Source organism: Bradyrhizobium sp., assembly GCF_035273305.1.
GTDB lineage: Bacteria > Pseudomonadota > Alphaproteobacteria > Rhizobiales > Xanthobacteraceae > Bradyrhizobium.
This window is the reverse complement of the sequence record NZ_DATEPI010000097.1, coordinates 21396-33638: the sequence shown is the minus strand read 5'-3', so window position 1 is coordinate 33638 and position 12243 is coordinate 21396. Positions and strand designations below refer to the sequence as shown.

The window sequence follows — 12243 nt, the reverse complement described above, 5'->3', positions numbered from 1 at the left end:
GGCACCAGCGCGCGCGCAATCGCCACCCGCTGGGCTTGCCCGCCAGACAATTCGCGCGGCCACGCATCGGCCTTGTCGGCAAGGCCGACCCGCGCCAGCGCGCCCGCCACCTTCTGGCGCCGAATATCGGCGGGCAGGTCGGACAGGCCAAAGCCGATATTCTCGGCGACGCTGAGCCACGGGAGCAGCCGCGGCTCCTGAAAAATGATGCCGATTTTTGCATGCGGCGCCGAGATTTTGATGTCGTCGAGCGTCACCGTGCCGGAAGTGGCGCGATCGAGACCGGCGATAGCGCGGAGCAGCGTCGATTTTCCGCAGCCGGAGCCGCCGATGATCGCAACGATCTCGCCCAGCCTGATCTCCGCTGAGAAACGCTCCAGCGCATTGACACCATTGGGATAGATTTTGCCGAGCGCATTGAGGACGAGCATCAGGCTCCCCCGGAATGGCGGCCGAATGCGTCCTGCCAGCGCAACAATGGCGCAGAGCCAATCTCGATGAGCCAGTCGGTTGTCTTGCCGAGAATTGCGAAGATCACGATCGCCGCCACAATCTGCGCGGGCTTGCCGAGCTGCTGGCCATCAATCAGCAAATAGCCGAGGCCTTCCGATGCGCCCATGAATTCGGCGGCGACCACGAACATCCAGCCGAGCCCAAGTCCGACCCGAAGCGCCACCACATAGGCCGGCAAAACCGCCGGCAGCAAAATGCGCCGGATCATGGCCGGTCCGGAAAGCCGGAAAGTGCGGCCGACTTCGACGATCTTGCGATCGACCGAGAGGATCGCGCCCATGACGCCGAGATAGACCGGGAAAAATACGCCGACCGCGATCAGCACGATCTTGGACGTTTCGAAAATGCCGAGCCACAGGATGAACAGCGGCACCCAGGCGATCGACGGGATCGCGCGCAGCGCCTGCACTGTAGGATCGAGCAGCCGTCGCGCCAGCGTCCAATAGCCCGAAATGGCGCCCAGCACCGTGCCGGCGAGCACGCCCAGGCCGAACCCCGCGGCGACCCGCGTCAGGGTGGTGATGATATGGCGCGCCAGTTCGCCGCTGCGCGCCAGCTCGACGATGGCCGCGAATATTTTGGTGGGCGGCGGGACCAAGCGCCCGTTGGAGAACCCCAACCAGACGGTAACTTCCCAGGCCAAGGCAAGGCCGAGCGGCAACAACAGGCCGATCGCTGGCTGCGTCCAGCGTCGCAGCCGCCCGGTGGCAGGCGGGGCAATTGTGCCATCAGTTGGTTCAAGCGCGGGTAGTTCAACCGTCATCGCCATAGCAGAACCGCGTCTTACTCAGGATTGCAAGTTTGGGAGTCGGATGCGCCACCGACTCTCGCTTCCCCTGGCCAACACGAGACGCTAATGCGTCGGTAGCTCAACCTGATCATCGATCAGCGCATCAAGGGCGGCGTTGACGTCGACCTTGGGATCAATCACCCCGGCCTGCTGCAAGGCAACGCCCGCTGCCAGAATCGATTCGCGCTGCGGCGCTCCGATCCGACTGTGGTTCAAGTCGGTGCGCTCCTTGAGCTGCTTATCGACAACCGCGTCCGGCAGCTTTGTCACAGCCATGAACGTCTTCTTCAGGTCGTCATAGTTCGCGATCGAATATTTGCGCGCGTCCTCGTAAACCGCGAGCACGCGCCGAACGATATCCGGATACTCCTTGAGAAACGCTTCGCGGACGTTGAGAATGCCCCAGGTGTTGGCGTCGGGCTTGCGGAAGAACAGCTTGGCGCCGTCCTCTATTTCCGCCTGCGCCATCATTGGATCAAGGCCAGCCCAAGCATCAACGTCACCGCGGATCAGCGCAGTCTTGCCGTCGGCGTGTTGCAGTAGCACCGGCGTAATATCCTTTTCGCTCAGGCCCGCGCCGAGCAGTGCTCTCACCAGAAAGATATGCGGATCGGTGCCGCGGGTCACCGCCACCCGCTTGCCTTTGAGGTCGGCGACGGTCGCGATTTTTGAGTCCTTGGTCGTAACCAGCGCAGTCCATTCGGGACGCGAATAGACGTAGATCGACTTGATCGGGTTGCCATTGATCTTGGCAACCAGCGCCGCGGAGCCGGCGCTCGAGCCGAAATCGATCGAGCCTGCATTAAGGAACTCGAGTGCCTTGTTGGAACCGGCCGACTGGACCCACACAATATTGATGCCGTCCTTGGCGAATTCCTTTTCCAGCAACCCCTTTTGCTTCAGGATCATCGACACCGGATTGTAGGTGGCCCAATCAATGTGAATTTCCTTGAGCGCGTCAGCGGCAAAGGCGGCGCCGGGCATCAGCATCGAGCCAGCGATCATGATCGCGAAAGCGCGCCGTGAAATTCTGGGCATCATCGGAACTCCTCAGGTGACAACAGTGACGATTATATTGGCTGGCGTGGCCCTAAAGCTCGCATCGGCAGCGGCTTGCCGGCGTGCTTGGCCTTGCAAAAACGCTGTTTATTTCAAATAGTTAAATGGGCAGGTCAATGAGAAAATAAGCTTGCTCTATCGACCGCATCGAGAACACCTTTGCTCAAAGCGGGTAAAATCCAGCATGGACCTGCTGGCAACCCAGAAGTCCCGTGACAGTCACAACGCCGTCCGATATCGGGATAGCACATGGACAATGTCGCGACCGAACATCCGGCTGAGACCGACGACCGTTTCGATAGCGAGCGGGTCACCGCCGCCGTTGACGCGCTCGCCGCAAAACACGCCGGTCGCGAGGATGTTTTTCGCTCCGCCACCGCACAATTGTTGAAAGCTGAATTGATCGCCGCGCGCGCCACCGCGCAGGCGCTACTGCTGAGGGATCGCCATGGCCGCCGCTGCGCCGAGCGGCTGTGTTTCGTGCAGGACGAGATCATCCGAATCCTGTTCTCAGCCGCAACGCGCCATCTCTACCACTCGCCAATTCCTTCCGGCGCCGAGCGCATGGCGGTGGTCGCCACCGGCGGATATGGCCGCGGATTGATGGCTCCGGAATCCGATATCGATCTCCTGTTCATCCTGCCGTACAAACAGACGGCATGGGGCGAGCAGGTCGCGGAAGCGATCCTGTATTGTCTGTGGGATATGGGATTGAAGGTCGGGCATGCAACGCGCTCCGTCGATGAGTCGATCCGCCAGGCCCGCGGCGACATGACAATCCGCACCGCGATCCTCGAGACCCGATACCTAACCGGAGACAAGCCGCTTTATGACGAACTGGTATCGCGGTTCGACAAGGAGGTGGTGCAGGGCACCGCGGCCGAGTTCGTAACCGCCAAGCTTGCCGAGCGCGAAGAACGTCACCGCCGCGCCGGGCAATCGCGTTATCTCGTCGAACCCAATGTCAAGGACGGCAAAGGAGGCTTGCGCGATCTGCATACGCTGTTCTGGATCGCGAAATATGTTTACCGGGTGCGCGAAACCGACGAATTGCTCGAACGGGGCGTGTTCGATGCGCAGGAATATCGCACCTTCCGTCGCTGCGCGGATTTCCTCTGGTCGGTACGCTGCAATATCCATTTCTTCTCGGGTCGCGCGGAAGAGCGGCTATCCTTTGACATGCAGCGCGAGATCGCGATCCGGCTCGGATACACCTCGCATCCCGGCATGCAGGACGTCGAACGCTTCATGAAGCACTACTTCCTGGTCGCCAAAGACGTCGGCGATCTCACCGCGATTCTATGCGCCAAGCTGGAGGACCAGCAGGCCAAGCCGGCGCCGGTCTTGAGCCGGATGATGGCGCGCTTGCGGCCGAGCCTAAATCGGAGGCGCGTACCCGAGAGCGACGATTTCATCGTCGACAACAACCGCATCAATCTCGCCGTGCCCGATGTCTTCAGGCAGGATCCGATCAACCTGATCCGAATTTTCCGACTCGCGCAGAAAAACAATCTCGCCTTTCACCCTGACGCGATGCGAACCGTCACACGATCGCTCAGGCTGGTGAACGCGCAGCTTCGCGAGAGTCCGGAAGCCAACCGGCTGTTCATGGAAATCCTGACCTCGAACGACGCGGAAACCGTGCTGCGGCGCATGAACGAAACAGGCGTGCTCGGCCATTTCATTCGCGCATTCGGTAAGATCGTTTCGATGATGCAGTTCAACATGTATCACCACTATACCGTGGACGAACACCTGCTGCGCTGTGTCGGATACCTGCAGGAAATCGAGCGCGGCGGCAACGATGAGTTCACGCTTGCCAGCGATCTGATGCGCAAAATTCGCCCTGAACACCGCGCCGTGCTCTACATCACCACGCTCCTGCACGACATCGCAAAGGGGCGGCCGGAGGATCATTCGATCGCTGGGGCGAAAGTGGCGCGGCGGCTATGTCCGCGGCTTGGCTTCAATGCCGCAGATACCGAACTGGTGGCCTGGCTGATCGAAGAGCACTTGACCATGTCGACGGTAGCGCAATCGCGCGACCTTTCGGATCGCAAGACCATCGAGAATTTCGCGGCCGTAGTGCAATCTGTCGAGCAGATGAAGCTGCTGACGATCCTGACCACCGCCGATATCCGCGGGGTCGGTCCCGGGGTCTGGAACGGCTGGAAAGCGCAGCTACTGCGGACGCTGTACTACGAAACCGAACCCGTACTGACCGGTGGATTTTCGGAAGTCAATCGCGCGCAACGAATCGCGGTGGCACAGGCCGAATTTCGCGCAGCCTTCACGGAATGGCCGGAGCACGAACTCAACGCGTATATCGGACGGCACTATCCGGCTTACTGGCTCAAGGTCGAACTGCCGCGCAAGATCCGCCACGCCCGCTTCTTGCATGCCAGCGAGCAAGCTGGCCACAAGCTCGCAATCAATGTCGGCTTCGACGAGGCGCGCGGCGTTACCGAGCTGACCATTCTCGCCACCGACCATCCTTGGTTGCTGTCGATCATCGCCGGCGCTTGCGCCTCGGCGGGCGCCAACATCGTGGATGCCCAGATCTACACTACAACGGATGGCCGGGCCCTCGACACTATCGCGATTTCAAGAGAGTACGATCGCGACGAGGATGAGGGACGGCGCGCGACCCGCATTGGCGAGATGATCGAGGATGTGCTGGAAGGCAAATTGCGGCTGCCGGAAGTGGTGGCGCGGCGGGCCGCCGCGCGCAAGGCGCGGCCTTTCGTGGTCGAGCCCGAAGTGATCATCAACAATCAATGGTCGGACCGGTACACCGTGATCGAGGTGTCCGGTCTAGACCGGCCGGGCCTGCTATATGAACTGACCACCGCGATTTCCAAACTCAACCTCAATATCGCATCGGCCCATGTCGCAACATTCGGCGAGCGGGCGCGCGACGTGTTCTATGTCACCGATTTATTGGGAGCGCAGATCAATGCTCCGACGCGACAGGCAGCGATCAAAAGCGCGCTGATCCATCTGCTCACCAATGATGCCGCGGTGGCGCAGCCCGCAGCCTGACCGCACTATTTCGGATCAAGGTCGGTGGCCTTTTCGGCTGGCATCGTCTTGCATCGGCCCCCGCCTTCCGACACAATCCTGTGAGCGATGGCGTCCGCCCAGCCCTGTAGGACCGGTCGGACAAGACTATCGGCACAATCATAACATGAGGAAACGCAGCGATATGAGGAACGCCATCTTTCAGTTTGTCACCGGTACCGCGATCGCCTTCGCGCTCTCGGTCTCACCGGCAGCCGCGCAGAAGAAATATGACACCGGCGCGACCGATACGGAAATCAAGATCGGGCAAACCGTGCCGTTCAGCGGACCCGCTTCCGCTTATGCCAGCATCGGCAAGACCCAAGCCGCCTATCTGCGGATGATCAACGATCAGGGCGGCATCAACGGCCGCAAGCTGAACCTGATCCAGTACGACGATGCTTACAGCCCGCCTAAAGCCGTGGAGCAGGTACGCAAGCTGGTCGAAAGCGACGAGGTCCTGTTTACGTTCCAACTCATCGGCACGCCGTCCAATGCCGCGGTCCAGAAATACCTCAATGCCAAAAAAGTGCCGCAACTGCTCGCGGGCACCGGTGCCTCGCGCTTCTCGGATCCGCAAAACGCGCCATGGACCATCGGATTCAATCCCAACTATCAGACCGAGGGTCGGATCTACGGGAAATACATTCTCACAAATTATCCCAATGCGAAGATCGGCATTCTTTACCAGAATGACGACCTCGGCCGCGACTACATCACTGGATTGAAGGCCGCCCTCGGCAGCAAGGCCGCATCGATGATCGTCGGCGAAGCGTCCTACGAGCTGACCGATCCGACCATCGACTCGCAAATCGTCAAGCTGAAATCGCTTGGCGCCGACCTGCTGTACGATGCATCGACGCCGAAATTCGCCGCGCAAGCCATCAAGAAGGTCGCCGACCTCGGCTGGAAACCGATCCACATCCTCGACATCAATGCAAGCCCTGTTTCGGCGACACTCAAACCGGCGGGGCTCGACATCTCAAAGGGCATTATCAGCACCAACTACGGCAAGGACCCGGGCGATCCGCAGTGGAAGGACGATGCCGGCCTCAAGGCCTATTTCGCCTTCATGGACAAATACTATCCCGAAGGCGACAAGCTCAACACGGTGAATACCTACGGCTATTCGACTGCGGAATTGCTGGTGCACATCCTGCGTCAATGCGGCGATGATCTGACCCGCGAAAACGTCATGCGGCAGGCGACCAGCCTGAAGAACTTCACCGGCAGTCTCTCGCTCCCCGGCATGGTCGTCAACACATCACCGACGGACTATCGCATCAACAAGCAGATGCAGATGATGAAGTTCGACGGCGAACGCTGGGAGCTGTTCGGCCCGATCATCGAGGACACCGGCCCGGCGGGCTAATGCATAACACTATCAGTCTCACTGATCGGCGGCCTTGCGAGGCCGCCGTTTTTTTGAATCCAATCGGGCTCTCGCTGATTCTTCTGACGCGTTTCTTCATTTGAACCGGGCGCGTCCACTTCGCTCGAAACTCTTTAGTTCGGAATCTCGCCGAACGTTTTTCCGACCGGGAGAACGGCATGCCTGATCAATCGCGAGTCCTCGACGGCCGCCTGCCGGTGTTTCACGGCTTCTCGATAGACCGGATCGCGGATCATTTCGGCAAAGGCCGCAACGCTGGGATATTCGGCGATGAAGCAATGATCCCAGCGCTCATCGGCAGGCCCGATCAACATCAGTTCGAACCGGCCCTGCCAGACGATCCGGCCGCCCAGCCGCTCGAATACAGGCCCGCTTTCCCGTCCATAGGCAGCATAGGCCTCGGCGCCGGTTGCGCTCCGCCCATCGGAATACGCCGCCTGCTTTCGAAGCCGCACCAGGTTGAGCATGTGAATGGCGCCGGCCCGATCATTGGCCCTGAACTGCGCGAACACTTCCTTGGTCGGATCGATGTAGCCCATGCCGCTCTCCTCGCTCGCTTATCGCCTCCGGTTTATCACAGGCCGCCGCACCTCCTAATCCCGCATTAACCTCTCCGTAACCGGCCCTTAAACAGCAGGCGTTAGCTTGCTTCCGGCACTGGGGGTGAGTGGCGTTTGCGTATGGCGTGGGGGCGGAAAAAAAGCCGTGGACGCAAGGAGCCGCTATTCGGGCTCGCGGCTTCGCTTTCCGAGTTGCGGCTTGGCCCGCAGGATCGCGTCGCGCCCGCCGAGGACGATCAGCCGAAAAAGTCATCCGCCAAAGGTAACATGCGCGAAAGCGAACCCGACGAGGATCCGCCACCTGAAAGGAAACCCCGCGCCAGTCGGGCGAGCCGCAAACGCAAATCGCGCGGCCGCTCGCGGCTGGGCCTGTATCGCGTTTTCTATTGGGGTGCGGTGCTCAGCCTATGGGCGGCGATCGGGCTGACCGGCATGGTGGTCTGGGTGGGCGCGCACCTGCCGGCCATTCAGGCGCTCGAGATTCCGAAACGACCGCCGACGATCGAGATCGCGGGATTAGATGGCACCGTGCTGGCGACGCGCGGCGAAATGCCGGGCGCCAATGTCTCGCTAAAGGACCTGCCGCCCTATCTGCCCAAGGCTTTCATTGCGATCGAGGATCGGCGCTTCTACTCGCATCACGGCGTCGATCCCCTCGGCATTCTGCGCGCCGCGGTGGCCAACGTGCTGCATCGAAGTGTTTCGCAGGGCGGGTCGACCTTGACCCAGCAACTCGCGAAGAACTTGTTTCTGACCCAGGAGCGGACGCTGCAGCGGAAGCTGCAAGAACTCGAACTGGCATTCTGGCTCGAGCGCAAACACACCAAAGCAGAAATTCTCGAACTCTACTTGAACCGGGTCTATTTCGGTTCAGGCGCCTATGGCGTCGAAGCCGCCGCGCAGCGCTATTTCGGCAAATCGGCAAGGAACGTCACGCTGACGGAAGCCGCGATGCTGGCGGGACTGGTCAAGTCGCCGTCGCGGCTGGCCCCGAACCGCAATCCCGAGGGCGCCGACAAGCGCGCCCAGACCGTGCTCGCCGCGATGGCGGAAGCCAAATTCATCACCCAAGCGCAGGCGCAGGCCGCGATCGGCCATCCCGCTGCGCTGAATGTGAAGGCCGCGGGCGCCGGCACGATCAACTATGTAGCGGACTGGATCGGCGAGGTGCTCGACGACCTAGTCGGGCAGATCGACCAGAACATCGTGGTCGAAACCACGATTGATCCAAAGCTGCAGGCCTCAGCAGAGGCCGCGATCATCGACGAACTGGCGGCGAAGAGCGTGAAATTCAACGTTAGCCAGGGCGCGCTGGTGGCGATGACGCCTGACGGCGCGGTGCGGGCAATGGTCGGTGGGCGCAACTATGCCGAAAGCCAGTACAACCGCGCGCTAACCGCCAAGCGACAGCCGGGTTCGGCGTTCAAGCCTTTCGTTTATCTCACGGCGATCGAAGCCGGCCTGACGCCGGAAACGATCCGGCAGGATGCGCCGCTGGACGTCAAAGGATGGAAGCCGGAGAATTACGGCCATGAATATTTCGGTCCGGTCACCCTGACGCAAGCGCTCGCGATGTCGCTCAATACCGTCGCGGTGCGGCTCGGAATCGAAGTCGGCCCCAAGAATGTGGTGCGTACGGCGCACCGCCTTGGCATTTCATCGAAACTCGAGGCCAATGCCACCATCGCACTTGGCACGTCCGAGGTTTCGCTGACTGAATTGGTTGGCGCGTATGCGCCTTTTGCCAATGGCGGCCTCGCTGTCTCCCCGCATGTCGTGACCAGGATCCGCACCAGCGACGGCAAGCTGCTCTATGCGCGGGCGGCCGACCAGGTCGGCCAGGTCATGGAACCACGGCATGTCGCGATGATGAACACGATGCTGCAGGAGACGCTGCTTAGCGGGACCGCGCGCAAGGCCGAGATCCCGGGCTGGACCGCTGCCGGCAAAACCGGCACCAGCCAGGATTTCCGCGATGCCTGGTTCATCGGCTACACGGCCAATCTTGTCACCGGCGTCTGGCTCGGCAATGACGACAACTCGCCGACGAGGAAAGCCACCGGCGGCGGATTGCCGGTCGAAGTCTGGACCCGCTTCATGAAAGTGGCGCATCAGGGCGTACCGATCGCAGCGTTGCCGGGATCGCAATCGGGCGGCTTCTTCTCTGGTTTGCTGCAGCCTGCGTCCACATCGAATGCACCGCCGGCTAGTTCTTTATCGACCGCGGGCGCGGCGGGCCGGCCAACACCAACGCGAACCTCCGCCCGGCCGCAATCGGCCGGTGGATTGGACGGCTGGCTGGTGGACCGGCTGTTCGGACGCTAACCGCGACCGCTTCGGATCGAATCGGGCTGGGGCCTGTTCTTCTGACGCGTTTTCTTCACGCGAACCGGCGCCCGCTTCGCTCGAAGACGCTCTAATCCTGAATACCGTAGCGATGCAGATCATTTCCGGAATTGTCGAGCCAGGTCTTGGCCCGCTCGACATGGCCGCACACCCTCGCGACCACTTTCCAGAATCGCGCGGAATGATTCATCTCCACCAGATGCGCCACCTCGTGCGCAGCCAGGTAGTCAAGCACGTAGGGTGGCGCGAGAATCAGGCGCCAGGAGAACGAGAGGGAACCCGCCGACGTGCAGGAACCCCAGCGGCTCGACTGATCGCGGATCGACAACCGCTTCACCTTGACGCCCAACTCGTCGGCATAGAATTGCGTGGCTTTGTGCAGGTCACGGCGGACTTCGCGCTTGAGAAAATCATGCACCCGTCGCTCGGCGTGCTCTAAACCGCCTGCGACGCAGAGAATCCGTTCGCCGTTGTCGCGTGTTTCCGTCCACACCGTGCCGCGCTGGCCGGCGCGATGCACGATTCTGTGGGCGACGCCACGCAACGGCAGCACGGTGCCCGGGAGAAAGGGCGCCGCTTTCGGCAAACGCCCGAGGCGCGCCGCGATCCAGCCGCCGTGACGTTGCGCGAAATCCTTTGCATCGGCGATGGTGCCACGCGGCGGCATCGTCAGGATCGCTTCGCGGTCACTCGGATGAATGCGCAACGTGTAACGGCGGGCGCGACGGTGTCGCCGCAGCCGAACCGAGTAGATTTGCGAGCCGTGCTTGACGAGAAGAGTCGAAGGTTCGTAGGGCCGCCGATAAAGGAGGGCGCGAGTGGCCATGTCTGTAAGTCCGGGGATCAGGAGTTCGCCCGGATTCTGCCATATCCGCCGCCAGTGAAATCGCTCCGCGCAAAAACAAATCATTTGCCCAATATACAGGGGGGCGCGTTACCGTCTGCCCCTATAGCGAGGGTCGGGAACAAAAAAGTCGGGCGCTAAATACCCCTCTCCAGCACGCCCAAGGAATGAGGCCGCACTCATGACTTGGACAGAGCCAGAATCAGGGTTTTCCGAGGGGTATCCAAGGGTTAACGGGCGGGTGCAGTCGAGCCCCGATTCGGGTGTCAACCGCAAACTCTCGTTAGTATTCGCGTAATCAGACGCTTATTCCGCCGCGGCAGCCAATGTAGGCTTCACCGCGACCAATGATGGTCTCGCGTTCGCCGCCGACATGATGAAATCCGAGATACGCGGCACGATTTCCGACTTGAATCGCGATCCGTTGAAGACGCCGTAGTGGCCGACACCCTTTTGCACGTAGTGCACGCGGCGATGATTGGGGATCGAGCTGCACAGCGCATGCGTGGCTTCGGTCTGTCCGAGCCCGGAGATGTCGTCGTTCTCGCCTTCCACCGTCATCAGCGCGACGCGCGCGATCCGCGATGGGTCCACTTTCTTGCCGCGATGGGTCATTTCGCCCTTCGGCAGCGCGTGCTTGACGAAAACCGTGTCGACGGTTTGCAAATAGTACTCAGCCGTGAGGTCCATGACGGCGAGATATTCGTCATAGAAATCGCGGTGCTTGTCGACCAGGTCGCCATCGCCCTTCACCAGATCCTTAAACAGGTTCTTGTGCGCGTCCATGTGGCGGTCGAAGTTCATGCTGATGAAGCCATTCAGCTGCAGGAACCCTGGATAGACATCGCGCATCACGCCGGGATGAGGAAACGGCACCTTGGTGATAACGTGGTTGCGAAACCAATCGATGCCGCGCTCGGCCGCGAGGTTGTTGACCGCGGTCGGATTTCGACGGGTATCGATCGGACCGCCCATCAATGTCATTGAAAGCGGAACAAAGGGGTCGCGCTCGGCTTCCATGATCGAAACCGCGGCCACCACAGGTACGGACGGCTGGCACACCGCCATCACATGCATGTTGCCACCGAGGACGTGCAGCATCTCGATGACGTAATCGACGTAGTCATCGAGATCGAAACGGCCCTGGGTCAGGGGGACCATGCGGGCATCGGTCCAGTCGGTGATATAAACCTCATGGGTCGGCAGAAAGGCTTCGACGGTGCCACGCAACAGCGTCGCGTAATGGCCCGACATCGGCGCAACAATCAGCAATCGCGGCTGCGGCGTACGTACTGGGCGGGTCAGCTTGCGGTCGAAGTACAAAAGCCGGCAGAACGGCTTTTCCCATACGACGCGGATATCTACCGGCGTGCGAACGCCGCTGACTTCGGTGTCGTGGATGCCCCATTCAGGCTTGCCGTAGCGTCGCGTCGTGCGCTCGAACAGTTCGCAGCCGGCGGCGATCGATTTGCCAAGCTCGGTATGGGACCAGGGATTAAGCGGGTTCTGAAATAAAATCTTGGTTGCATCTGTTACCGCGCGCGCCGGATTGAGCGATGCCTGCGCCATTTCATACAGCCAGTACATCGGCGTGGTAAGCGCCGGGCTACCTTCGGCCACCAGGGGAGGTGCGCCGCCGAACTCACCGATTGGCATGTATTCCTCTAGTTTCTTTTGC

Annotated in this window: 9 protein-coding genes; 3 read left to right on the top strand and 6 right to left on the bottom strand. The window is 60.9% G+C overall.

The genetic code is table 11. The annotated features are described in order from the left end of the window. The 3 genes from VJV58_RS06085 to VJV58_RS06075 all read right to left on the bottom strand — a co-directional run. Positions 1–431: ABC transporter ATP-binding protein (locus VJV58_RS06085; protein ID WP_324136436.1), on the bottom strand; the 431-nt coding region annotated here is incomplete at its 3' end. Next, entirely contained in the window at positions 431–1282 is an 852-nt protein-coding gene (locus VJV58_RS06080) for an ABC transporter permease (RefSeq protein WP_324136435.1), read from the bottom strand. The genes VJV58_RS06085 and VJV58_RS06080, both read right to left, overlap by 1 nt. Positions 1283–1366: 84 nt before the next feature. Beyond that, positions 1367–2341, bottom strand: coding sequence for an aliphatic sulfonate ABC transporter substrate-binding protein (locus tag VJV58_RS06075; RefSeq protein WP_324136434.1), 975 nt, complete (start codon positions 2339–2341; stop codon positions 1367–1369). 270 nt (positions 2342–2611) lie between these two features. On the opposite strand from VJV58_RS06075, the gene VJV58_RS06070 reads away from it, so the two are divergent. Continuing rightward, positions 2612–5404 (top strand): [protein-PII] uridylyltransferase, encoded by a 2793-nt coding sequence (locus VJV58_RS06070; protein ID WP_324136433.1) that lies wholly within the window; start codon positions 2612–2614, stop codon positions 5402–5404. Positions 5405–5567: 163 nt separating this feature from the next. Next, a complete protein-coding gene (locus VJV58_RS06065; RefSeq protein WP_324136432.1) occupies positions 5568–6794 on the top strand; it encodes an ABC transporter substrate-binding protein in 1227 nt (408 codons plus the stop codon). Positions 6795–6928: 134 nt separating this feature from the next. Here VJV58_RS06065 and VJV58_RS06060 read toward each other — a convergent pair whose 3' ends face one another. Next, entirely contained in the window at positions 6929–7354 is a 426-nt protein-coding gene (locus tag VJV58_RS06060; protein WP_324136431.1) for a DUF1330 domain-containing protein, read from the bottom strand. 141 nt (positions 7355–7495) lie between these two features. Here VJV58_RS06060 and VJV58_RS06055 point away from each other — a divergent pair, with 141 nt between their 5' ends. Next, the gene (locus VJV58_RS06055; RefSeq protein WP_324136430.1) at positions 7496–9700 is read left to right on the top strand and encodes a penicillin-binding protein 1A; all 2205 of its coding nucleotides are present in this window, start codon (positions 7496–7498) and stop codon (positions 9698–9700) included. Between the two features lie 91 nt (positions 9701–9791). On the opposite strand, the gene VJV58_RS06050 is transcribed toward VJV58_RS06055, so the two are convergent. Then, positions 9792–10631 carry a SprT family zinc-dependent metalloprotease gene (locus tag VJV58_RS06050; RefSeq protein WP_324136429.1) on the bottom strand — a complete coding sequence of 280 codons (840 nt, stop codon included), beginning with the start codon at positions 10629–10631 and terminating at the stop codon, positions 9792–9794. Between the two features lie 240 nt (positions 10632–10871). Then, positions 10872–12221, bottom strand: coding sequence for a polyhydroxyalkanoate depolymerase (locus VJV58_RS06045; protein ID WP_324136428.1), 1350 nt, complete (start codon positions 12219–12221; stop codon positions 10872–10874). Positions 12222–12243 lie beyond the last annotated feature (22 nt).

What these genes read in the sequence shown, in the direction of transcription:
- VJV58_RS06075 (WP_324136434.1), bottom strand. Translation starts at nt 2,341, where the DNA reads ATGCCCAGAATTTCACGGCGCGCTTTCGCGATCATGATCGCTGGCTCG.
- VJV58_RS06050 (WP_324136429.1), bottom strand. Translation starts at nt 10,631, where the DNA reads ATGATTTGTTTTTGCGCGGAGCGATTTCACTGGCGGCGGATATGGCAG.
- VJV58_RS06065 (WP_324136432.1), top strand. Translation starts at nt 5,568, where the DNA reads ATGAGGAACGCCATCTTTCAGTTTGTCACCGGTACCGCGATCGCCTTC.
- VJV58_RS06070 (WP_324136433.1), top strand. Translation starts at nt 2,612, where the DNA reads ATGGACAATGTCGCGACCGAACATCCGGCTGAGACCGACGACCGTTTC.
- VJV58_RS06055 (WP_324136430.1), top strand. Translation starts at nt 7,496, where the DNA reads ATGGCGTGGGGGCGGAAAAAAAGCCGTGGACGCAAGGAGCCGCTATTC.
- VJV58_RS06060 (WP_324136431.1), bottom strand. Translation starts at nt 7,354, where the DNA reads ATGGGCTACATCGATCCGACCAAGGAAGTGTTCGCGCAGTTCAGGGCC.
- VJV58_RS06080 (WP_324136435.1), bottom strand. Translation starts at nt 1,282, where the DNA reads ATGGCGATGACGGTTGAACTACCCGCGCTTGAACCAACTGATGGCACA.
- VJV58_RS06045 (WP_324136428.1), bottom strand. Translation starts at nt 12,221, where the DNA reads ATGCCAATCGGTGAGTTCGGCGGCGCACCTCCCCTGGTGGCCGAAGGT.